This window comes from Acetobacter sp. P5B1 (assembly GCF_018811985.1).
Taxonomy (GTDB): Bacteria; Pseudomonadota; Alphaproteobacteria; order Acetobacterales; family Acetobacteraceae; genus Acetobacter; species Acetobacter cerevisiae.
This window is the reverse complement of record NZ_JACRVS010000011.1, coordinates 22,881-45,220: the sequence shown is the minus strand read 5'-3', so window position 1 is coordinate 45,220 and position 22,340 is coordinate 22,881. Positions and strand designations below refer to the sequence as shown.

The 22,340-nt window shown below is 59.9% G+C and carries 25 protein-coding genes and 1 tRNA gene; 12 read left to right on the top strand and 14 right to left on the bottom strand.

The window, feature by feature from the left end; translation table 11 throughout:
* Position 1: 1 nt before the first annotated feature.
* The 9 genes from serS to KP703_RS08970 all read right to left on the bottom strand — a co-directional run bounded on the left by serS (position 2) and on the right by KP703_RS08970 (position 8,946).
* Positions 2-1,270, bottom strand: coding sequence for a serine--tRNA ligase (gene serS, locus KP703_RS09010; protein WP_215754574.1), 1,269 nt, complete (start codon positions 1,268-1,270; stop codon positions 2-4).
* Positions 1,271-1,273: 3 nt separating this feature from the next.
* Positions 1,274-2,101 (bottom strand): twin-arginine translocase subunit TatC, encoded by an 828-nt coding sequence (gene tatC, locus KP703_RS09005; RefSeq protein ID WP_215754573.1) that lies wholly within the window; start codon positions 2,099-2,101, stop codon positions 1,274-1,276.
* On the bottom strand, positions 2,098-2,775 hold the full coding sequence (gene tatB / locus KP703_RS09000) for a Sec-independent protein translocase protein TatB (RefSeq protein WP_081894133.1): 678 nt from the start codon (positions 2,773-2,775) through the stop codon (positions 2,098-2,100). The genes tatC and tatB overlap by 4 nt, the downstream gene beginning before the upstream one ends.
* Complete coding sequence (locus tag KP703_RS08995) at positions 2,768-2,911, bottom strand: hypothetical protein (protein ID WP_215754572.1); 144 nt, start codon at positions 2,909-2,911, stop codon at positions 2,768-2,770. Before KP703_RS08995 ends, tatB begins: the two co-directional genes overlap by 8 nt.
* Entirely contained in the window at positions 2,908-3,783 is an 876-nt protein-coding gene (gene scpB / locus KP703_RS08990) for an SMC-Scp complex subunit ScpB (protein ID WP_252353967.1), read from the bottom strand. The genes KP703_RS08995 and scpB overlap by 4 nt, the downstream gene beginning before the upstream one ends.
* 86 nt (positions 3,784-3,869) lie before the next feature.
* Positions 3,870-4,871 carry a ScpA family protein gene (locus tag KP703_RS08985; RefSeq protein WP_215754602.1) on the bottom strand — a complete coding sequence of 334 codons (1,002 nt, stop codon included), beginning with the start codon at positions 4,869-4,871 and terminating at the stop codon, positions 3,870-3,872.
* A gap of 47 nt (positions 4,872-4,918) precedes the next feature.
* Positions 4,919-5,950: an SPOR domain-containing protein gene (locus tag KP703_RS08980; RefSeq protein ID WP_215754570.1), complete on the bottom strand. Its 1,032-nt coding sequence runs from the start codon at positions 5,948-5,950 to the stop codon at positions 4,919-4,921.
* A complete protein-coding gene (gene argS / locus KP703_RS08975; RefSeq protein WP_062141763.1) occupies positions 5,950-7,737 on the bottom strand; it encodes an arginine--tRNA ligase in 1,788 nt (595 codons plus the stop codon). Before argS ends, KP703_RS08980 begins: the two co-directional genes overlap by 1 nt.
* A 39-nt stretch (positions 7,738-7,776) precedes the next feature.
* Complete coding sequence (locus KP703_RS08970; protein ID WP_215754601.1) at positions 7,777-8,946, bottom strand: deoxyguanosinetriphosphate triphosphohydrolase; 1,170 nt, start codon at positions 8,944-8,946, stop codon at positions 7,777-7,779.
* A gap of 170 nt (positions 8,947-9,116) precedes the next feature.
* Here KP703_RS08970 and KP703_RS08965 point away from each other — a divergent pair, with 170 nt between their 5' ends.
* From KP703_RS08965 to KP703_RS08950, 4 genes are all read left to right on the top strand, one after another.
* Positions 9,117-9,488 (top strand): iron-sulfur cluster assembly accessory protein, encoded by a 372-nt coding sequence (locus KP703_RS08965; protein ID WP_061507537.1) that lies wholly within the window; start codon positions 9,117-9,119, stop codon positions 9,486-9,488.
* Positions 9,485-10,267 (top strand): exodeoxyribonuclease III, encoded by a 783-nt coding sequence (locus tag KP703_RS08960; protein ID WP_215754569.1) that lies wholly within the window; start codon positions 9,485-9,487, stop codon positions 10,265-10,267. Before KP703_RS08965 ends, KP703_RS08960 begins: the two co-directional genes overlap by 4 nt.
* A gap of 59 nt (positions 10,268-10,326) precedes the next feature.
* Positions 10,327-11,697, top strand: a complete 1,371-nt coding sequence (locus tag KP703_RS08955) for an amidase (protein WP_215754568.1) — start codon at positions 10,327-10,329, stop codon at positions 11,695-11,697.
* Between the two features lie 325 nt (positions 11,698-12,022).
* Positions 12,023-12,376, top strand: coding sequence for an energy transducer TonB (locus KP703_RS08950; RefSeq protein ID WP_215754567.1), 354 nt, complete (start codon positions 12,023-12,025; stop codon positions 12,374-12,376).
* 24 nt (positions 12,377-12,400) lie between these two features.
* Here the strand turns inward: KP703_RS08950 and KP703_RS08945 are convergent, their stop codons facing one another.
* The 5 genes from KP703_RS08945 to KP703_RS08925 all read right to left on the bottom strand — a co-directional run bounded on the left by KP703_RS08945 (position 12,401) and on the right by KP703_RS08925 (position 15,307).
* Positions 12,401-13,096, bottom strand: a complete 696-nt coding sequence (locus tag KP703_RS08945) for a glutathione S-transferase (RefSeq protein WP_215754566.1) — start codon at positions 13,094-13,096, stop codon at positions 12,401-12,403.
* A gap of 334 nt (positions 13,097-13,430) precedes the next feature.
* Positions 13,431-13,521, bottom strand: a tRNA-Ser gene (locus KP703_RS08940).
* Between the two features lie 65 nt (positions 13,522-13,586).
* Entirely contained in the window at positions 13,587-14,249 is a 663-nt protein-coding gene (locus KP703_RS08935; RefSeq protein WP_215754565.1) for a phosphoribosylanthranilate isomerase, read from the bottom strand.
* A 1-nt stretch (position 14,250) separates the two neighbouring features.
* A complete protein-coding gene (pyrF, locus tag KP703_RS08930; protein ID WP_215754564.1) occupies positions 14,251-14,955 on the bottom strand; it encodes an orotidine-5'-phosphate decarboxylase in 705 nt (234 codons plus the stop codon).
* Between the two features lies 1 nt (position 14,956).
* Positions 14,957-15,307, bottom strand: coding sequence for a lipopolysaccharide assembly protein LapA domain-containing protein (locus KP703_RS08925; RefSeq protein WP_215754563.1), 351 nt, complete (start codon positions 15,305-15,307; stop codon positions 14,957-14,959).
* Between the two features lie 249 nt (positions 15,308-15,556).
* Here KP703_RS08925 and KP703_RS08920 point away from each other — a divergent pair, with 249 nt between their 5' ends.
* The 8 genes from KP703_RS08920 (at position 15,557) to KP703_RS08885 (ending at position 22,106) form a co-directional block, all read left to right on the top strand.
* Entirely contained in the window at positions 15,557-16,060 is a 504-nt protein-coding gene (locus KP703_RS08920; protein WP_082779356.1) for a protein-export chaperone SecB, read from the top strand.
* 50 nt (positions 16,061-16,110) lie between these two features.
* Positions 16,111-16,773, top strand: coding sequence for a hypothetical protein (locus KP703_RS08915; RefSeq protein WP_062271402.1), 663 nt, complete (start codon positions 16,111-16,113; stop codon positions 16,771-16,773).
* Positions 16,774-16,865: 92 nt separating this feature from the next.
* Complete coding sequence (locus tag KP703_RS08910; RefSeq protein WP_215754562.1) at positions 16,866-18,263, top strand: dipeptidase; 1,398 nt, start codon at positions 16,866-16,868, stop codon at positions 18,261-18,263.
* Positions 18,264-18,288: 25 nt separating this feature from the next.
* The gene (pdxA, locus tag KP703_RS08905) at positions 18,289-19,260 is read left to right on the top strand and encodes a 4-hydroxythreonine-4-phosphate dehydrogenase PdxA (RefSeq protein ID WP_215754561.1); all 972 of its coding nucleotides are present in this window, start codon (positions 18,289-18,291) and stop codon (positions 19,258-19,260) included.
* On the top strand, positions 19,257-19,991 hold the full coding sequence (locus KP703_RS08900) for a pyridoxine 5'-phosphate synthase (protein WP_215754560.1): 735 nt from the start codon (positions 19,257-19,259) through the stop codon (positions 19,989-19,991). Before pdxA ends, KP703_RS08900 begins: the two co-directional genes overlap by 4 nt.
* A 22-nt stretch (positions 19,992-20,013) precedes the next feature.
* The gene (locus tag KP703_RS08895) at positions 20,014-20,370 is read left to right on the top strand and encodes a hypothetical protein (RefSeq protein WP_062271394.1); all 357 of its coding nucleotides are present in this window, start codon (positions 20,014-20,016) and stop codon (positions 20,368-20,370) included.
* Entirely contained in the window at positions 20,367-21,536 is a 1,170-nt protein-coding gene (locus KP703_RS08890; protein ID WP_215754559.1) for an anhydro-N-acetylmuramic acid kinase, read from the top strand. Before KP703_RS08895 ends, KP703_RS08890 begins: the two co-directional genes overlap by 4 nt.
* A 90-nt stretch (positions 21,537-21,626) precedes the next feature.
* On the top strand, positions 21,627-22,106 hold the full coding sequence (locus KP703_RS08885; protein ID WP_252353957.1) for a hypothetical protein: 480 nt from the start codon (positions 21,627-21,629) through the stop codon (positions 22,104-22,106).
* Positions 22,107-22,340 lie beyond the last annotated feature (234 nt).

Here is a 22,340-nt window from a genome sequence, read left to right as displayed (position 1 = left end):
TCTAGCCAATCCGTTCGAGGCCGCCCATGTAAGGCCGCAGGACGTCTGGAACCGTGATGGAACCATCTTCATTCTGACCGTTTTCCATCACTGCAATCAACGTACGTCCGACTGCCAGACCAGAACCGTTCAGCGTGTGCACAAACACCGGAGCCCCACCACCCTGCGGGCGAAAGCGGGCATTCATGCGCCGTGCCTGAAAATCGCGCGTGTTGGAGCAGGACGAAATTTCACGCCATGCTGCCTGCCCCGGTAGCCATGCTTCCAGATCAAACGTCTTGGCGGCCCCAAACCCGGTATCGCCCGCACACAGCAGCACCCGGCGATACGGCACGCCCAGCTTTTCCAGAATTTTTTCAGCACAGCGCGTCATGCGCTCATGCTCTGCTTCACTCTCTTCCGGCGTGGTGACGGACACCATTTCCACTTTTTCAAACTGGTGCTGGCGCAGCATGCCGCGCACGTCACGCCCGGCAGACCCGGCCTCACTGCGGAAGCACTGGCTCAGCGCCGTCATCCGGCGGGGCAGCGTGAGAGCATCCAGAATGTCTCCCGCGACAGAGGCCGTCAGCGGGACTTCTGCCGTGGGGATCAGCCAGCGACCATCTTCTGTGCGGAAGGACTGGTCGGCAAACTTGGGCAGCTTGTCCGTGCCATACATGGCGGCATCATTCACCAGCACCGGCACCTGTGTCTCTTCGTAGCCGTTCTCATCCGTATGCTGGTCCAGCATGAACTGGCCCAGTGCGCGGGCCATACGAGCCAGTGCACCACGCAGCACCACAAACCGGGCACCGGAAAGTTTGGAGGCCGTGGCGAAGTCCATCAGGCCCAGTGCTTCCCCCAGCTCAAAATGCTGGCGTGCCGTAAAGCTGAACTCACGCGGCGTGCCCCAGACATGCTGGACCACATTCGCCGTTTCATCCGGGCCATCGGGCACGGAAGGGTCAAGCCGGTTGGGCAGGCTGGCCAGAATTTCAGCGCTCTGGCCTTCCAGATCGGCCACACGCCGTTCCAGTATTTCCATCTCGGCGCGGATTTCAATGCCTTCGGCTTCCAGCGCGCTGCTATCACCACCAGTGCGCTTCATACCGCCAATTTCACGCGCCAGCGCCTTCCGGCGAGCCTGTTTTTCCTGCAGAGCCGTCTGAGCCTGACGCCGTTCTTCATCCCATGAGACAAGCTTCTGCGCGACAGGGTCGATCCCGCGGCGAGCGAGATCGGCATCAAAAGCGGCAGGGTCTGCGCGCAGAGCGCGGATATCATGCATGGATCAGGAAGCCTCTTCCTCTGGAGTGGTCTCTTCGGACAGCGGGTCCGGCCTGGTCTTAGGTTCAACAAGCCGGGCTGCCACAATGGAAATTTCGTAAAGAAGGACAAGCGGCACCGCCAGCCCTATCTGGGTAATCACATCCGGCGGCATCAGAATGGCGGCGATGACAAACGCCCCCACAATGGCATACCGACGAAAGCGCTTGAGCATATCGGCGGTCACAATCCCCACCCGTGCCAGCAGGGKGAGCACCACCGGCAGTTCAAACGCGACCCCAAACGCCATAATCAGCTTCATGACCAGTGAGAGATATTCAGACACCTTGGCCTGAAGCTCAATCTGCACGCCGCCAGAACTGCCCGGCGTCTGGAAGGACAGGAAGAACCGCCACGCGATGGGGAAAATGAAGTAATACGCCAGCGCCGCACCCAGCAGGAACAGGATGGGCGTTGCAATCAGAAACGGGGCAAAAGCCCGCTTTTCCGACCGGTACAAACCGGGGGCGATAAAAATCCACGCCTGAATGGCAATAATGGGGAAGGACATAAATGCCGCCCCGAAAAAGGCCACGCGGATATAGGTGAAAAAGGCCTCATACAGCGCCGTGTAGATCAGATGCGGCTGCTCACCCTGCTGCCGCATGATCTCGCCCAGAGGCCGGGCCAGAAAGAGATAGATGTCACCTGCAAAATGGTAACACAGCGCAAAACACACCAGAAAGGCCGCGCCGGACCATAAAAGGCGGCGACGCAGTTCAAGCAGATGGTCAATCAGCGGCATGGGCTGATCGTGAATCGGATCATCCTGCAGGGGTTCGTTCTCCTTCATAGCCCGCGCCCGGCCTCCATGCCGTCAAGCGCCTGCGCAGGGTGCTCACCAACTGACTGACCCGGCACGGCTGGCCCCGGAGCCACCCGACGCTGCCCGTGCATCAGCCGCACGGGGGGCAGAATGGCAGGCGGGAAAAGCCGCGCACGTTCCTTAACAATCCGCCGCACATGATTGGGCGGCAGTTCCGGCGGAGCATCCACCACTTCATCTTCCACCAGCGGGTTGAGGTCATCCAGCCCGGCACCGCTTGCCGCAGAAGGCGGTAGGCTGGGCAGACCAACGCTGCGTTCTTCCAGCATGGCGGTCGAACCACCTGTCGTGCCGGCAACAGCGGTGGGACGCGGCGGCGTATCCAGTCCGCGCGGACCTACGGGGCGGACACCGGGGGGCTCGTCAAAAGACCGCGCCAGCGTGCCATCCCCATCAATGGCTTTCATGATGCGGCCCCGTACGTTCAGGTTCCGCAGATCCCGCACATGGTCCCGCACTTCCGTCAGGTCCGCCTCGCGCACCATTTCATCCACGTGCGACTGAAACTCGCTCGCCAGCTTGCGGGCTTTTTTTACAAACCCGGCCAGCCCCCGGATGGCCACAGGCAGATCCTTCGGACCAATGACGACCAGCGCCACCGCTCCTATCAGCGCAATTTCCGACCAGGCAAAATCAAACATCCGCAGGACCACCCATCAGCATGAAGCGGGAGAACGAGCCTCTCCACCCATGCGTCTCTCTTGCACGCGTACCCCCGCCCCATGCCAGTACGCCGGAGAGGGCAGGATTTACGCGCAGACGCCGCAGATCTATCACGACCGCCCCGGCTCGGAAACAGTTGCGGCTCCGGCATCTGCCTCCGGCTGGGCGGATACGTCATCAGGCTGAGCTGCCGCATCCGGTTCCAGTTCGGGCTGAACGGGGGCAACCTCTCCCTCAGCGGGGGTTAAATCAGGGTCCGTTTCAACCGGATCGACTTCTATACCGTCATCGGAAGGAACAACCTCATCCGCATCTACCAAATGCTCTTCAGACGCTTCCGGCTCTGAAGTGGTATGCTCTGTTGCATCCTGGGCGGGCTTTCTAGCTGAGGTCAGCGTATCCGGCACATCCACCAGAAGTTCCTCGCGCCGGGGCAGGTCAGACAGAGCACGCAGGCCGAAATGCCGCAGGAAATCAGGCGTTGTGCCCCACAGCACCGGGCGGCCCGGCACTTCCTTGCGTCCACGCGGGGCAATCAGAGACGCCTCAATCAACGTATCCAGCACATTCTGGCCGAGACTGACCCCGCGAATTTCTTCAATTTCCACGCGTGTGCAGGGCTGGTGATAGGCAATAATCGCCAGCGTCTCCATGACCGCACGCGGCAGGCGACGGGGTTTTTCCAGCACACGGGTTAGAGCCGGAGCCAGATCTGGCGCTGTGCGGAACTGCCAGCCACCGGCCACTTCCACCGGCATGACGCCACGCCCTTCATACCGCGCCACCAGCGCCCCCATGACAGCTGCCACAAAAGCTCCAAGGTCTTCCACCCCATCTGGCACCAGTTGCCGAAGTTCCAGCAATTCCGCCAGACGCCGAAGACTGACCGGTTCGGTACCCGCAAAAATCAGAGCTTCCGCCAGACGCACGGCGTCATCCGGCACGGCAAGCAGCACATCTACGCCTTGCGGCTCTATACCAGACAGAGCGGCTATAATCTCCGGCGTATCGGCCACCGCCTGTGACGGCTGCGATACCTGCGAAGCGTGCGGGATCGTCTCAGATTCTTCGCTCATGGGGTCTCCCTGCCTGTGCGCCGCGTCCTGCGTCCGGGCCTGTCATCATGCGCGGCTGACGTAGCACTTACCTCCGTTGCTTCAACGTCCTTCACCCGCCTGCCAGCCGTTGCGGCGTCATCCTTATGGTCGGTATCCTCGTCCATCGAAACGTCCTGCTCCTCATGCGGGCGCAGCAGGATTTTGCCGAAGGTTTCATCCTGCCGCAGTTCCAGCCGACCGCTTTTGGCCAGTTCCAACCCCGCAATCAGGGTGCCTGCCACCGCAGCCCGCCGCTGTCGCATGGCCTCCTCCCCCACGCCTTCTTCCGGCAACTGCTCTGGCAAAAAGGCGTCCAGACTGTTCCAGCCCGGCGGGGTTTTGCCCAGCAAACGAGTCAGACGGGCAAGCGCATCCTGCACCGTCCAGAACCGGATGGTGCGGGGTGCATAAATCCGCTTCCGGGCGGTACGCCGCATGGCCGCCATATAGGCGCGCATGAGTTGCGGCATATCCAGCGCCAGACCGGAGCGGTCAATTTCAATCAGGGTTTCGCCCTCACCCCGGGCGAACACATCGCGCCCAAGCCGAGGCCGGGCATCCAGCCAGCGGCCCAGTTCCGTCATGCAGGCCAGCTCGATCAGCCGTTCCTGCAAAAGCTCGGCGGCGTCTTCCCCCTCCGCCGCCAGCTCATCTTCCGCTGGTAGCAGCAGGCGGGATTTCAGCCAGGCCAGCCAGGCCGCCATAACCAGCCAGTCTGCCGCCAGTTCCAGCCGCACTTTGCGGGCTGATTCCACAACAGCGAGATACTGTTCCACCAGTTGCAGGATGGAAATGCGGGAAAGATCAACCTTCTGCGCCCGCGCCAGATCCAGCAGCAGATCAAGCGGGCCTTCAAACCCGTCCAGTGACAGCAGGGGAACACGCGGCACACCGCCATCCCCGCCAGCGTCCGCGCCTACCGGAACAGCAACGCCAGAAGCCTCTGCCGGGTCTGGCAGAGGCTCTGATGTTTCCATCTCTGGCACACTCTCAGGCGGCTGCGCGGCATCCATTCTGTCTGCCCTTAATGGACCTGTGTGCAACCCAGCCCGCGTTCCCGCACGGCACTACAGAAGCTGCGCGTTTCCGCGACCGAGGCAAAGCCCCCTACCCGCAGGCGATAGAATACAGCGTTATCCCGCTGTACTTTTTCGATCACCGGTGAGCGGTCTGCAAACAGGGTCGGGTAGCGCGTTTTCAGGCGGCTCCATTCCTGCTGTGCCTGTGCTTCGTTCTGAAGTGCCGCCAGCTGAACGCGGAACTTCCCGCTGGTGCCAGCACTGGCCGCCGGAGCAGCCTCTTCCGTTTTACGAGCGGGTTCAGCGTCTTCCGCAGGCGCAACCTTTTTCAGTGCGGGCTTAGGAGCAACCTTGCTGGGCACGGGAGCAGCGGGGGCTGCCGTCGGTCCGCTGGCTGCGGCATCCCCGGAAGCGGAGTCATCCGCAACACCTGTACCCGTTTCAGGCAGGCTTTCCGGCTGCTGAGGGGCATCGGTTTGGGCAGATGTGCCCGCAGGAGCAGACGCGTCACCTTCCGGCGCAGCCCCATCTGCTCCGGCGGAAGGACCTTTGGCCTGATCGGCAGATGCGACGTCACCGGGGGCGGAACCTTCCGTGGCTGCCGTTTTGGCTGCCTGCTGGCCATATTGTGCGGCCAGCGCCCCCGGATTAGGCTTTTCCGGCGCAGGCACCGGATGCGCCTGCCCGTCATCAGCCTCCGGCGCACTCAGACCATCCACCTGCATCCCGCCCGGATCAACCGGCTTGGTCTTCATGGCAACCGGCGGCGGCCCGAGCACGGGCACCCCGCTCTGATGGTGGCCCATCAGCGCCCAGCCACCAATGCCTAGCACCAGCAGACCACCCAGCCCGGCGGCTCCGTAAACCAGCCTGCGGGTTCCGGTATCGCTGCTCAGAAACTGAGAAATCACGCCTGCCCCGACGCCGCCCGCAGGGGCAGCCGGACGGCGCGGAGGCGGCGCATCATAATCCGTGCTCATGCGTTCCCGCGCACGGTTGATGCGCTCGTCAAAAGACCCTTTGTCGTTTTCGCTCATTAACGCATCTCCTCCACAGGCTCTACGCCCATGACAGCCAGCCCGGACCGAATCACGGTTGCAGTTGCTGCAACCAGTGCCAGCCGCGCCCGCGTGGCATCAGGCGCATCGGGCTGGAGAAAGCGCAGAGACGCATCATCCCGCCCACGGTTCCACAGCGCGTGGAAATCACCCGCCAGGTCCGCCAGATAGAAGGCCACGCGATGCGGTTCACGCGCAAGTGCCGCGGCTTCCACCAGACGCGGCCATTCTGCCATCCGGCGCACGAGCGCCATTTCTGCATCGGAATTCAGGCAATCCAGCGGCACAGCGGCCAGAGCGTCCGGCGTAATGGCCCCGTAAGAGCCTTCTTCCTGCGCGGCCCGCAGCACGGAGCGGCAGCGTGCATGCGCATACTGCACGTAAAAAACCGGGTTATCGCGCTTCTGCGCCACAACCAGATCCAGATCGAACTCCATCTGCGCATCGCTTTTGCGGGTCAGCATGGTGAAGCGCACGGCATCCTTGCCCACTTCATCAATCAGGTCCCGCAGCGTGACGAAGGTGCCTGCCCGCTTGGACATCTTCACCGGCTGGCCATCACGCAGAATATGCACAATCTGGCACAGCACCACTTCCAGCGGCACGGTGTCGTTCGTCACGGCACGTACGGCCGCCTTCATGCGTTTGACGTAACCGCCATGATCCGCGCCCCACACATCCACCATCATCTGCGCACCACGGGCAACCTTGTCCGCATGGTAGCCAATATCATTGGCGAAGTAGGTGTTGGTGCCGTCCGATTTCCGCATCGGGCGATCCACATCATCGCCAAACTGGGTGGAACGGAACAGGAGCTGTTCACGCTCTTCCCAGTCATCCGGCAGCTTGCCTTTGGGGGGCTCCAGCACGCCCTCATAGAGCAGACCCTGTTTTTCCAGCTTGTCGATAGCGGCATCTGTCACGCCATCGCGCAGCACCTGTGCTTCGGACGTAAAGACATTCTGGTGCACGCCCAGGGCTGCCAGATCATCTTTAATGGCCAGCAGCATCTGCGCCACGGCAAAGTCGCGCACCGTGTCCAGCCATGTCAGTTCCGGGGCCGGATTTGCACCGGGTTCCGCCAGATTATCGCCGTACTGAGCGACCAGTGCTTCCCCCACCGGGATCAGATACTCACCACGATATTGCAGGCCGGTCGGGGTCAGGGCGTCAAACGCCTCTTCCGTCACGGTGGTGCCCAGAGCCTGCAGGTAACGCCAGTAAACGGCCCAAGCCAGCGCCTTAACCTGTGCACCAGCATCGTTGATGTAGAATTCCTTGGTAACGTCAAAGCCTGCCTTGGCCATCAGGTTGGCCAGCGCATCACCCACCACGGCACCACGGCAATGGCCCACATGCATCGGGCCGGTGGGGTTGGCGGACACATATTCCACATTCACCTGCACACCCGCGCCAGACTGCGACTCGCCATAGGCTTCCCCGGCCTTCAGCACGGCGGGCAGGGTGGCGCGCAGCACGTCCGGGGTGAGCGTGATGTTCACAAAGCCCGGCCCGGCAGCGGCCACACGGGCAACGCCTTCAACTTTCTCCAGTGCGGCGACGAGGTCCGTGGCAATGTCGGCAGGCTTGCGGCGGGCCGGTTTGGCCAGCAGCAGGGCCGCATTGGTTGCCATATCCCCATGCGAGGGGTCACGCGCCGGGGTGACTTCCACACGGGCCAGCGTTTCTTCCGACACATCAGGCAGCATCGCCCGAACGGCGGCCAGAACGTGGTGACGATAACGCTGGAACAAACAGTCTGACATTACACTCAAGATCCCAAAGAAAGCGGTAGAACCGCGTTTTCAGCCTGCTATGGACAGATCAGTCAACCGGCGATGTTCTTCCATCGCGTAGCGATCCGTCATGGAGGCGACATAATCGGCCACTGTACGCCGCAATCCGGCCTCGTCTCCCGCCAGAGCGGGCTCGCGCCAGCCATCGGGCAGCAACCTGGGCGACTCCACCAGAATGGTAAACAGTTCGGACGTCACATGCTTGGCCTTGTAGGTCATGCGGTTAACGCGCCAGTGGCGGTAAAGCTTTKCAAACAGGAACTTCCTGATGCTCTTGTTGGCCTCTGCCATCTCGGGGCTGAAGGCCACAACGGGTTCCGATGCCGCCCGAATCTCTTCCACGCTCTGCGGGGCCAGATCAGCCAGCCGCTTACGGGTGCAAACCAGCACATCCGTTGTCAGGGCGTGAATGACGCGGCGGACCATTTCGTGCCGGATGCGCTGCTTTATATGCGGCGTATCCTTCGGTAAATCGGCAGCCAGGTTGCGGGCATCCCGCAGGGCATCCCCCACCAGCGGCACATCCACCAGATCATCCAATGAGAGCAGGCCGGATTTTACGCCGTCATCCAGATCATGCCCATGATAGGCAATGTCATCCGCAAGGGCTGCCACCTGCGCCTCCGCCGAAGCATACGTCCCCAGGTCCAGCGACCACTGTGCATCAATCTCCCGCAAACGCGCCGAGGGGTTTCGCACCGGGCCATTGTGTTTAGCCAGCCCTTCCAGTGTTTCCCATGTCAGATTCAGGCCATCAAACGCCAGATAGCGCCGCTCCAGCAGGGTCACCTGCCGCAGGGCCTGCGTATTATGGTCAAACCCGCCCCAGGGCTGCATCTGGGCGGCAAGGGCTTCTTCTCCCGCGTGGCCAAACGGCGTGTGGCCCAGATCATGCGCCAGAGCCACGGCTTCCGTCAGATCCTCATCCAGCCGCAGATACCGCGCCATGGAGCGCGCCACCTGTGCGACTTCCAGAGAATGGGTCAGCCGGGTACGAAAAAAATCGCCCTCATGGTTGATAAAGACCTGCGTCTTATATTGCAGGCGACGAAAGCCGGAGGAATGCACCACACGGTCCCGGTCACGCTGCCAGGGGGAGCGGGTGAGTGATTCCTCTTCCGCATGCAAGCGGCGCCCCCGCTCCGGTGCCATATGCACGGCGTAGGGTGCGAGAGACATCTGTGCGGCAGCCTGTAATCCCATAAGTCTTCCGGTCCTGCTTGCTCTGGTGTGGGCGGTTTTACCCCCGCGTCCATAGAAGAGGCACACTAGGCCATTGCGTGAAAATTGACCATGCACGCCCTCACTGCCCCTTCAAACCAGAGCCCGCGCACGCTATCTACAAAGACATGACCCAGCCCCAGCCCTTTTCCGTCTCCGATGCCGCAGCCGCGCGCATTGCCCGCGTGATTGCATCACGCACCGCTTCTGCTTCTGCAGAGGGGAAAGCCCCACCTGCCGCGCTGCGCGTGGCGGTGGAAGCCGGGGGCTGTAATGGCTTCCAGTATCAGTTCAAACTGATCGGGCCGGACGATATTGCACCGGATGATATCAGACTGGACAAGGGCGAAGCTCTGGTGGTGGTAGACCCCGTCAGCCTCGACCTGCTGGCCGGTGCGCAGCTGGATTTTGCAGACAAGCTGATGGGCGCGCATTTCACGGTCAATAACCCGAATGCAGCGTCCTCCTGCGGGTGCGGCACGAGCTTTTCCGTCGCATGAAAATCGCCAGCTGGAACGTCAATTCAGTCCGTCAACGGCAAGACCTGATTCTGGACTGGCTGAAACGCCATGAACCAGACGTGCTGATGATGCAGGAAATCAAATGCGAAACCACGCAGTTTCCTGCCGAAGTCTTTCAGGACGCCGGGTATGAATGCGCCGTTGTGGGCCAGAAATCCTACAATGGGGTGGCGACACTGGTGCGCGGTGACTTTGAGACCACCACCGACCACCTGCCGGGGTTTGAAAACCCCGCAGCTCGCTATGTTGAAGTGCGCACGCAAGGGCTGACGCTGGGCAACCTCTACCTGCCCAACGGCAACTCTGGCGGGGAAGAGGGCTACGCAACCAAACTGGCGTTTTTCGATGCGCTCGCCTGCCGCGCTCAAAATTTCCTAAATTCTGAAACCGATTTTGTGCTGGCCGGAGATTATAACGTCTGCCCGACAGCAGAAGACTATGCCCCCGGCGCGCTGGGGCCTGATGATGCCCTGGTGCGGCCTGAAAGCCGGGCCGCATGGCGGCGTCTGGTCTGGCTGGGACTGACAGATGCCTTGCGCGCCGTCCACCCTACCGGCACCGCCTACACGTTCTGGGATTATCAGGCCGGAGCATGGCAGCGCGACTGCGGCCTGCGGATTGACCACGCTCTGCTCTCCCCCCGCGTTGCGGAGCGGCTAATTGATGCCCAGCCTGACAAGGAAGAGCGCGCCATGGAACGCCCGTCCGACCATGTGCCGCTGATTGTAACGCTGAAAGACCCGGCTCCCGCAGCCTGATCGCATACCCACGATTAAGTCGCCCGCCTGACGCGGGACGCAAGACGGAGTTTGTCTGTATGAGCACTGCCCCTCAGTCCCTTCTTTCTATGGCAGAGGCTCTGGCGGACGGCAGGCTGCGCAGTCGGGATCTGGTGGAACAGGCGCTGGACCGCGTTGCGGACCCACAGGGTGAGGGTTCCCGCACGTTTGTCGCCGTGCATGCCCAAGCCGCTCGCGCTGCGGCGGATGAGAGTGACCGCCTGCGCAAGCAGGGTCGCCCCCTTCCCGCTCTTTCAGGCCTCCCTGCCTCAGTCAAAGATCTGTTTGATGAAGCAGGGTCCGTGACCAAAGCAGGCTCCCGCGTTCTGGAACACGCCGCCCCCGCCACACAGGACGCCCCGGCCATTGCCAACCTGCGCAAAGCCGGGCTGATTTCCATTGGCCGCACCAGCATGACCGAATTTGCGTTCTCGGGTGTAGGCATCAATCCGCATACAGGCACACCCGCTAACCCGTGGGACAGAGCAAATCGTCGTATTCCGGGTGGCTCCTCCTCCGGGGCGGCCATCTCAGTCACAGATGGCATGGCTGCGGTCGGTATTGGCAGTGACACAGGCGGCTCGTGCCGTATCCCCGCTGCCCTGACCGGGCTTGTTGGCTACAAGCCTACCGCCTCACGCATTTCCACCGCTGGCACAGTTCCTCTGTCTTTTACGCTGGATTCCATCGGTAGTCTGGGACGTACTGCGTCCTGCTGCTGGGCAGCGGATCGCGCCTTGTCCGGGCAAAGCATTAACCCGACGGATGCGCCTGTGGCAGACAGCATCAGCGCGCCGCGTCTGGGTGTTCTACGTAACTACGTGACCGTCGGCATGGACAGCATTGTGGCCCGCACCTATGAGCACGCCCTCCAAAGGCTTGAGCAGGCAGGCGCTATCCTGACAGACGTGACCTTTCCGGAGTTGGACACGCTGCCGGAAATTAACGCGCTGGGCGGTTTCCCCGCACCGGAATCCCTCACATGGCATGAAAAACTTATTCAAGAGTACGCGGATCTTTATGATCCGTTTGTTTTAAAGCGGATTTTGCGAGGCAAAAAACAGACTGCCGTTGACTACATCACACTCCGGCTGCGCCGCCGCGCCTTGATTACCAAAGCGGCTGATGCACTGGATGCGTATGACGCCATCCTGATGCCCACGGTGCCCATTATCGCCCCCCGCATTGATGATCTGCACGATGATGCCGTTTACGCGGCCACCAACCTCCTGCTCCTGCGCAACCCGACAATCACCAATTTTCTGGACCGTTGCGCCATCAGCCTGCCATGCCATGAGCACGGCTCTGCGCCGGTTGGAATCATGGCAATGGGGCATCACATGCGCGATGACCATTTGTTGAATGTTGCCGCGTGGATGGAGCCGGCTTTGGGACAAACCCCCTCTTGAATTAGCCTCGATTTTCTTATGATTATCAAAAGAACTTTTAGAAAATTCTGTTTTAAAAAAGATCAGAAACACCTGATTACGAAAGGAAAAACTCAATCATGAGATGGTTCAGATCACGCTTCATCTGTCACCTTCTGGGCCACCAGTGGTCCCCGTGGGTGCTCCAGCGTTCATGGGATGGGAAGCAGGATTTCCTCCATCGCCACTGCACGCGACAGGGATGTCTCGCAACCGAGAAAAAAGCACCCTGACCCTGAACAGGAAGAAGCCGTTTCCAGTTCCTCACCTTACGGCTATCGTCTTCAAAATCCCGCAGGAGGCGAATTTGAAAAGAGTTATCCCGGCAACGCTCACACTTCTTTTGGCGGCATGCGCAACGCAGGAAAAGCCCCCGGCACCTGCGGACGATATGAGCGCGTCTCAGCCTGTCCAGCCTGCACCGGCTTCTCCAGAACCGACGGCACAGAACAACGCGGAAGCCACCGTTGTGATGAAGGCCGACATCAGCAAAGACGGCCACAACGTAAACTGCCGGATCATATCAAGCGAAAAGCCTGATCTGGACGATATCTCTCTGGATTATTGCCGCAATGAGAACTATCGACGCCCCATCAAAAACGGTATTCCCGTGATCGAGCATGACCACCTGGTGACCGTTAAATATCACGTGGATAAGTGACGGAGGGATCACCGTTCCCCTTACTCAGGAAGCAGGCTTGCTATCATTATTCGCGTAAGCATACTTCCCTCCTCGGTGCAGGGCGCGCTGATACGCGGGGCGGTCATGAATACGGCTCAGGAACGCTTTCACGTGAGGCCGACCGTCCGTTGCCTCGGCGCGGGCGGCAGCGGCCTCAAGAGGGAAGCTCATCTGAATATCCGCTGCGGTAAAATCATTACTGGCAAACCATGCACTGTCTGACAGGCTGCGTTCCCAATAATCCATATGCAGTTTGACCTGCGGATTAATGAATTTTGCCTGCGCTCCTTTCGCAATCAGGAATGCAAACGGGCGGAAAGGCAAAGGGGCCTTTTCTGGCAGCATCCCGAATATCAGTTTGAGCAAAAGCGGTGGCATAGCCGACCCTTCTGCATAATGCAGCCAGTAGATGAAGCGGATGTACTCGGGTGTATCGCGCGCAGGTGCCAGTCGGCCATTGCCGTATTTATTGATGAGATATTCGATAATCGCCCCGCTTTCTGCCAGCGTCACATTACCATCGGTATCTGTGATGACGGGAGCCTTGCCCAGGGGATGAATGGCCCGCAGAGATTTTGGGGCCATCATGGTTTTGGGATCGCGCTTATAAAACTTGATGTCATAGGGCAATTCCAGCTCCTCCAGCAGCCAGAGAATCCGCTGGGAACGTGAATTGTCCAGATGATGCACGGTAATCATGATAAGCGATCCTTCCTGTGGGTATGAGGCCCCGAGCGCCGCCCCAGACAGTATCTATAAGGACCTGATCATGGCTTTGGTTCCGTGCATCGGATGAGGCCTAGTGGAGGAAGGCTTGTCTTAGACAGCTTAGGTGCAACTCAGGGAAGAAGGACCCTGTCCTGCACGAAGCACTATCAGCTCTCTTGGAAGAAGCGTGTTTTCTCAAACGCCTCAGAAGCCAAAGCGCGCTAAAAAACTGCTTTGGTGAAATTTTTCAGTGATGATTTCAGGAATAAGCCTGAAAAGGCTTATCAAGATAACTCTATCAAAACAGATATTTTTTGAAGTTATCTGGCGGAGAGAGAGGGATTCGAACCCTCGGTACGCTATTAACGTACACACGCTTTCCAAGCGTGCGCCTTAAGCCACTCGGCCATCTCTCCGGCGCGGGAGTGGTAATAGCAATTCTGACGGATCAGGCAAGAGGGAAAACGAGCGTTTTTGCCCGTCAGGCCGAAAAAGTGACCGATCGGGCATTTTGGATGAAGCGGGCAATGGCATCCGGGCTTTTGATACCGGGCGCACTTTCCACCCCGGAGGACACATCCACCGTGGGAGCCCCGGTTATCGCCACAGCCTGCGCCACATTAGCCGGGTTCAGGCCGCCCGCCAGCATCCACGGAAAAGTCGGCATCCAGCCCTTCATCAGTCCCCAATCCAGTTGCTGGGCATTGCCTCCGGGGCGCGTCGCGCTGGCGGGCGGCTTTGGCTCAATCAGCAGTCTTTCCACTCCGGCGGGGCAGTGCGCCGGCAAATCAGCGCGCGCAGACACTGGCTGAGAGAGCCAGACAGGCAACCCAAAGCGCGCACGCACCTCAGTCGCCCGCTCAAAAGAAGCATAGATCTGCAAAATATCCAGCGAGACACCCTCCAGCACACGGGCAAGGGTCTCATCATCAGGATGCACAAACAGCCCGACGCGCGCAGGGCCTCCTGCATGCCGGGCAGAAAGCGCATGGGCCTGCGCGGCTGTCACGCAGCGGGGGGAGCGGTCAAAAAACACGAACCCCACCCAGTCCGCGCCATGTGTGATGCAGGCATCAAACCCGGCCTCTTCCGTCAGCCCGCAAATTTTAACACCACGAGCACCAGAGGCCGGATCATGTGCCATGTTACGCGGCCAGTTCTGCCGCAATGGCAGCCGCAGCGGCGGCCGGATCTGCTGCCTGCGTGATAGGACGACCGACTACAATCCAGTCGGCCCCGGCCTCACTGGCCTGCCGGGGAGTCATAATCCGCTTCTGGTCTCCCGCCTGACTGCCAGCGGGCCGGATTCCCGGCGTGACCAGCAAAGGCGCATCACCCAGCGTATCCCGCAGGGGAGCAAGCTCATGCGCAGAGCAGACCAACCCATCAATCCCGGCCTGCATGGCCAGCTTGCCCAGACGCAGCACCTGCGCCCGTGCGCCGTCCATCACGCCGGTTTGTTCCAGAGCGTGATCATCCAGACTGGTCAGCACTGTAACAGCCAGCAACGCGGGCCGGGCATCAGCCGGAAAAGCCTCGTCACACGCTTTGCGGGCAGCTTCCATCATGGCCAGCCCACCAGAGGCATGCAGCGTCAGCATTTTGGGGCGCAGGGTAGACAGGGATTTAATGGCCGCAGCAACCGTATTGGGAATATCGTGCAGCTTAAGGTCCAGAAACAGCGGGGTTGCGCCCGCTACATCGGCCACAGCCTGAAACCCTGCCGCATAGGCAAATTCCAGCCCAAGCTTTACCGCCCCGGCGGATGGCGCCACCGCCTGCGCCCATGCCTGCGCCGTCGCGGCATTTTGTGTATCGAGTGCCGCAATCAGGCCAGTCTTACGCTTCATGTCAGATACGATCTTCCTGCACGGGAGAAGGAGAGGCATGACCAGTCACGGATGATGCGGGAGCCACAACCTGCGGAGCAACGGCAGACGCCGCCTGCACCTGCGCCAGCTGAGCTTCCAGCTCTTTGATCCGCTGTTCCGCCTTGCGGGCGCGGCGGCGCTGCACCAGCTCGGCTGCCCACAGGCAGAACGCCCCCATGATAAAGCCCGTCGCCGCGACGATCAGGGCCAGCACCCCAGCTGAACACTTCCAGCTATAGGTGAGCAGCCACATATCCAGCGGGTCCTGATTACTGGCGCTGAAAATGACAAGAGCCAGCAGGAAGGGGATAACAACAGTGAGTCTGATCATGGGTTTCTCGTAGCCTTCCAGTGTACGGAGAGCAAGGAATCAGATGAAAGAAAAGACGCAAGAGCCGACTACCTCGCTATACCCCAAATTTTTGTTAAGGTTTGATATTTTAATACTGTTCTCATGGGGCAATAAACGGACTACCCCCCTCGCACATCAGGCACTAATCTGTTACTCATCCCGTACTTTGGCGCTTTTCTTCCTTACCCACCATAGATTGAAATTTGACGACAGGAGCCTTTGCACACCATGGCTGACCAGAACGATTTTATGACAGATTCTATTGGCGGCGCTGCAAGTTCCTCCGCAAAACCCGGCGTTTTGATGGGAATCCAATACGTCAAGGCCGTCACATTTCAGGTTATTGGCGCCCCGACCGTTTATGCCCTTGCTCAGGAACGGCCGCAGATTGCCATTATGGTTGATGTCCGCGCCAATCAGATTGGCGAAAACATGCCGAATTTTGAGGTCGAGCTGGTCATGCACTGTCAGGGCCAGACGGCTCCGGGCCCGAATGGTGAAGAGCCGGTGCGTTTGTTTGAAACCAAGATGACCTATGCCGGGATTTTCACACTCAATCATTCGACGGCGGAAACATTTGAGCCGCTCCTGCTGATTGAAGCCCCGCGCCTGCTGTTCCCCGGGGCGCGGAACCTGCTGGTTACGTTAAGTCGTGAAGCCGGCTTCCTGCCAATTGTGGTCCAGCAGATCGATTTTGCGGAACTCTGGCGCAACCGCCGCGCTCAGGGCTGATAAACTCCAGCGCCCTGCTCTTCTCGTTGGTTTGAAGAAAGGCTGATGCGATGACGTCTCTCCAGTTCCCTCCCCTCTGGAAAGCCTTTGACCCAGAGTGGTACCGGCAGGAATATAAAACTGTTCTGGGAGACGTCATCTCGCTCCCGGATGCGGATCTCAAGGCATGGTACGAGGATCAGGGGGCGTTTTCCGGTCATTCTCCTAACCGCTATTTTGATGAAGAATGGTATCGGCGGAACTGCTCGGAAGCACTGGCTGAGATTGCAGCCAACCGCTGCCGGTCAGGTTTTGAGCATTACTGCCGCAGCGGGTTCAAAACGCAGTCCCCCCACTATCTGTTCTCCGAACGGTATTATACATCCCGCTCCCCCGATATCAGTCTGGCCAACCTGGAGAAAAACGGGTTTGCCAACGGCTATGACCATTTCCTGCGGTCAGGCGACAAGGAACATCGGTCCGGGCACCTGTTTTTCAACCCGGAAGTCTACATTCGCAACAGGCCGGAAAACCCGGAACTGGCGCATCTCTCCCCGTTTATCCACCTGCTGCATGCGGACAAGAGCATGCCGGATACGGTGCAGCTTTCCAGCCAGTTTGATCCCACCTGGTATCGCGTCATCCAACCGCAAGCGGTGCAGGCAGTGGAATACGGGTACACGCCCAACCTGCTGTATCAATTTCTGGCTGATTTCACCCCAGACGGTTTCTAACCTTTCCTCTGCCTTCAAATCGTGTGATTGCATGAGCATCACAGGCCGCTGAGCCTGACGTATTTGAGCCCTACGATGCAGAGGATGAAAAAATGACAGAACAGGCCGCTCTTGATCTGGCAGACAAAGGGCTGGATGACAGCCTGAAGCGTCTTTTTGACCTGCTGCGTATTCCCAGCATTTCCACCCAGCCCGACCATGCCCCCGACTGCCGCAAGGCAGCGGAATGGCTGGTGAAGGAGCTGAGCGAGATTGGCTTTGACGCCAGCACGCGTGAAACGCCCGGCCACCCGATGGTTGTGGCGCATGCCAAAGGACCGGAAGGCTCCCCGCATGTGCTGTTCTACGGCCATTACGACGTGCAGCCGGTTGACCCGCTAAACCTGTGGACCTCCGCTCCGTTTGAACCGGTTCTCGTCAAAGGACCGACCGGGGACATGGAAATCACAGCCCGCGGCGCTGCCGATGACAAAGGGCAGGTGATGACCTTTGTGGAGGCCTGCCGCGCCCTGCGCGCTGCCGACGGCACGTTGCCGCTGAGTGTGACCATGCTGATTGAAGGCGAGGAAGAATCTGGTGGCGTAAACCTGCTGCCGTTTCTGGAAGCCAATCGGGATGAACTGAAAGCCGATGTTGCGCTGATTTGTGACACCGGCATGCTGGGCCGCGGTATGCCCGCCATCACCACCATGCTGCGCGGCATGGTGGGCGAGGAAGTCACCATTACCTGCGCAAACCGTGACCTGCATTCCGGTATGTATGGCAACGCGGCCCGTAACCCTATTCAGCTTCTGTGCGATATCCTGTCTGACCTGCGCGACGGCGCAACGGGCCGTGTCACACTGCAGGGCTTTTATGAGGGCGTGCCGGTCATCCCGGAAGAAACGCGTGCCCTGTGGCGCAAGATCGGCCCGAGTGACGAAGAAGGTCTTGCTCCGGTTGGCCTGAGCCTGCCTGCCGGCGAGATTGGCTATACGGCTCTTGAACAGACATGGTGCCGCCCGAGTTGCGAGATTAACGGTATCAGCGGCGGCTATGAGGAAAAGGGCTTCAAGACGGTTCTGCCCTCCAAAGCCATGGCGAAAGTCTCCTTCCGTCTGGTCGGCGATCAGGATCCGGAAGCCATTCGTGCGGCCTTCCGTGCCCATGTTGAAACCCGCCTGCCCGCAGACTGTAAGGCAGACTTCACGGCACATGGTGGCTCCCGCGCCAGCATCGTCTCTGCGGATATGCCGTTCTTGCCGCCTGCCCTGAAGGCGCTGGAAGAAGAATGGCAACATCCAGCAGCCGTCATCGGCTGTGGTGGCTCCATCCCTGTGGTGACGGAAGTGCAGGAAGCTCTGGGCATGGACTCCCTGCTCATCGGCTTCGGGCTGGAAGATGACCGCGTTCATTCCCCGAATGAGAAGTATGACCTGACCTGCTTCCACAAGGGCATGCGCTCATGGATCCGGGTGCTTTACGCACTGGCTGCCCGGAAAACCCACTGACACAAACACTGAGGGACTGACCACCATGCTGGTGCTGACACAAGGTGACCCGGCAGGCATAGGCCCGGAAATTACCGTGAAGGCCTGGCAGGCGCTCCGGGAAAGCGGACCGGCCTTTGCGTTTCTGGGAGACCCGGCTCTTCTGGAAACAGAGGCTCCTGTTCGTGTTCTTGGAAACATTCATGAAGCCCGAACGGTTTTTCGGGATGCCATTCCGGTTTTACCGTTATCTCTGGCTGTGCCGGTCACCCCCGGCGCGCCGGACAGCCGGAACGCAGGCAGCGTGATCGACAGCATCACGCAGGCCGTGCGTCTGGTGCAGGCTGGTGAGGCCTCTGCGGTAGTCACTAACCCCATCAGCAAGGACGTGGTGAAGCAGGCTGGGTTCACGCATCCCGGCCACACGGGGTATCTGGCTGAACTCTGCGGCGTGCCCGGTCAGGATGTCATGATGCTGGCTGGCCCGTCGCTCAAGGTTGTGCCGGTAACCGTGCATGTGGCGTTGCGCAAGGCGATTGAGCAGCTGACGCCAGAACTGATTATCCGCACCGCCCGCACCACGGTGCAGGGATTAAAGCGCGATTTTGGCCTGACCAACCCGCGCGTGGCAGTTGCGGGCCTCAACCCGCATGCGGGCGAAGGCGGACTGATGGGCCGTGAAGAACTGGACTGCATCATCCCTGCCATCCGCACCTTGCAGGACGAAGGCATGACCATTTTCGGCCCCCTGCCGCCGGACACCATGTTCACGCCGGACGCACGTGCCCGGTACGATGTGGCGTTATGCATGTATCACGATCAGGGTCTTATCCCGCTCAAGACGCTGGATATGGCGGAAGGCGTGAACATCACGCTGGGCCTGCCTATTATCCGCACATCGCCTGACCACGGCACAGCTTTTGACATTGCAGGGACTGGACAGGCTGACCCGAGCAGCCTGCTGGCCGCACTGAGGCTGGCAGCAGAACTGGTCGAAAACCGAAGGAAGGCATCATGACGACGACATCCCGCCCCGCCATTCGGCTTGGAGTGAATATTGACCACGTCGCCACTGTTCGGAATGCCCGTGGCGGCGCTCACCCAGACCCGGTTGCTGCTGCTCTGCTGGCTGTGCAGTCCGGCGCGGATGGCATTACCGCGCATTTGCGGGAAGACCGCCGCCATATTCGGGATGCCGACCTCCAGCGCCTGCGCGCAGAGGTTGAAGCGCCGCTCAATATGGAAATGGCTGCCACGGATGAGATGGTCGCCCTCGCCTGCAAACTGCTGCCGCATGCGTGCTGCATTGTGCCGGAACGGCGGGAAGAGCTGACCACGGAAGGAGGCCTGGACGTTGCCGGACAACTCGCCGCGTTGAAACCCCGTGTTCAGGCTTTAGCGGGAAAAGGCATTCGCGTTTCTCTGTTTATCGACCCGGACCCCGCGCAGATTGAGGCCGCCGCTGCCGCAGGCGCACAGGTGGTGGAACTGCATACCGGAGCCTATGCCGAAGGCCGCGCTGGTGAACTGGACCGTTTGCACGCAGCAGCAACACAGGCCGCCGCTGCAGGACTGGAAGTGCATGCAGGGCATGGACTGACTTATAAAAATGTCGGCCTCGTTGCAGCTCTTCCCGAAATCATGGAACTGAATATCGGGCATTTCCTGATCGGGCAGGCCATTTTTGATGGGCTACCGACTGTGATCCAAACTATGAAGCGCCACATCCAGACCGCCTCGGCGCGCTGAGCAGAGACAAGCAGGACAGACTATGGAACAAACGCCGGGCACGCCCAAAGCACTGATGGCGGCTGTCATCGGGATGGGTATTCTGATTGTGGTGGGCACCCTTGGGCTGGTGGGCGTGATTATCCACCGGATGGGGTCTCATACGCCCTCCACCAGTGCCGCTCTTTCTGCCCCGGCTGTTCCCTTGCAGGATGCCCCCGCGCGTCCGGTTCTGCCTGCTGGCACACATCTGATCAGCATGGCCCGTGTGCGGGATGACCTTCTGGCCCTGCATGTGTCCACCAATGGTGAGGACCGTATTTTGCTCTGGCAGGTCAGCACGGGGCGCATTTTGCCCGGCATAGACAGTGCAGCACCCTTTGCTGGTGCTACACCATGACAGGGACTGATTCTTCAGCTGATCTGTCTCTCTCCGCACAGGATGCACAGGAAAATACAACACGCACGCCGCTGACAGCCATCGGCCTAATGAGCGGCACCTCTCTGGACGGCGTGGATGCCGCGCTCATTACAACAGATGGTATCAGGGTTTTTCATCACGGACCGTCTCTGACAGTCCCTTATGATACCGCCCTCCGTGCCAGACTGCGCGATATTCTGGACCGCGCAGCCAGCCTTTCCGCGGATGATGCGGACCTGCTGGACGCAGAACTGGCGCTGACCGACGTGCACACGCAGGCCGTGCAGGCTGTGCGTGCCAAAGCAGGAAACACTCCTGTGGATGTTATTGGCCTGCATGGACAGACCATTCTGCATGCACCTGGCCGCACATGGCAGATTGGCAATGCCAGCCGCCTCTCTGCCGCGACGGATCTGCCCGTCATTCATGATTTCCGCACCGCTGACGTTCAGGCAGGGGGCGAAGGCGCACCACTTGCTCCGCTTTACCATGCAGCCCTGCTGCATGGGCACGCCACGCCCGCTGCTGTGCTAAATATTGGCGGCGTTGCCAACCTCACCCTCATGACTAAATCTGGCGACGTACTGGCGTGTGACACCGGGCCGGGGAACGCTTTGCTGGATGACTGGATGTTCCGCCATACCGGCCAGCCCTGCGATTTTAGCGGCACCTGTGCTGCGCAGGGAACGGTCGATATGGACTGCCTCTCCACCCTTCTGGCGCATGACTTCTTCCACAAACCGCCGCCGAAATCGCTCGACCGGCTAAGCTTCCATCAGGCGCTGGAACAGATTTCCACTCTGAGCGTTCAGGACGGGGCTGCTACCCTCACCGCCTTTACTGCTGCCGCGATTGCCAGCACCCCGCTGCCAGAGCAACCACTGCACTGGTTTGTCTGCGGCGGTGGGCGACACAACCCGACACTGATGCATATGCTGGCGGAAAGACTATCCGGCACGGTGCAGCCCGTCGAAACTCTGGGATGGGATGGTGATGCACTGGAGGCCGAATGTTTCGGGTTTCTGGCCGTGCGTAGTCTGCGCGGGCTGCCCCTTTCCCTGCCCGCGACGACTGGCGTGCCCTACCCGATGCCCGGCGGTCGGCTGACCTGTGGCGGCATCAGCCCCGCAGGCCGCAGACTGTAACCCTATCTATCCCTTTGCCAGAACAGGGCGGAATTGATCTTCCTGTTCTGGCAAGGCACCATGCGCCCAGCATGCAAGAAGGACCTGACCATGAAACGTGCCCTTATTCTTTGCCTGAGCCTGCAAGGCCTGTCTCTGCTCCCCTCCGTGGGCGCAGCACATGCGCAGACGGTGGTTGATGGCAGTGACAAGAATGCAAGCCCGTTTGTAAAATCTACCCTGCATATGCTGAGCACCCGCTTTGCAGAGGACCACCCGAAGTTCCGAAAAATCAGCACCCATAGCTCTGGTGACAAACAAATTGTCTGCGGTGAAATCAGCCTGCAGGGCAGCAAGGTGCCGGCGGCTGAAAATTTCATGCCGTTTGGCGCCACACAGGGGGAAGAAAACCCGCTGGTGTTTGAAGCGCACACCATCCCCCCCGCGCTGGACTTCCGGGAAGTGAACACATGGATCAACCATGGGGCAGACCTTGAGGATCTGGAAGAAATGGGCTGTGTGCSGGAAGGCAGCTACCGCCAGTACAGTGACCGCCTCAATACAGTGTTACAACACAGAAAAATCAACTAACGCAGCCTTCCAATATTACTGGTCTTTCAGAGCGCTCTCCTGAAAGACCAGAACCGAAAAGGGGCCAGCTATCCCCTTTGTGTTATGACAAGGCTGGCAAAAATACCGCTTTCCTGCTGGAAAAACGCACTCTGGGCATCAATTCCCCCTGAGCCCGCAACAAGCAATTGACACCCCCGCGCCTGCGTGCATGACTATTCGGGTCCAAAATAAAAAATAACAAACCCGGTCGTT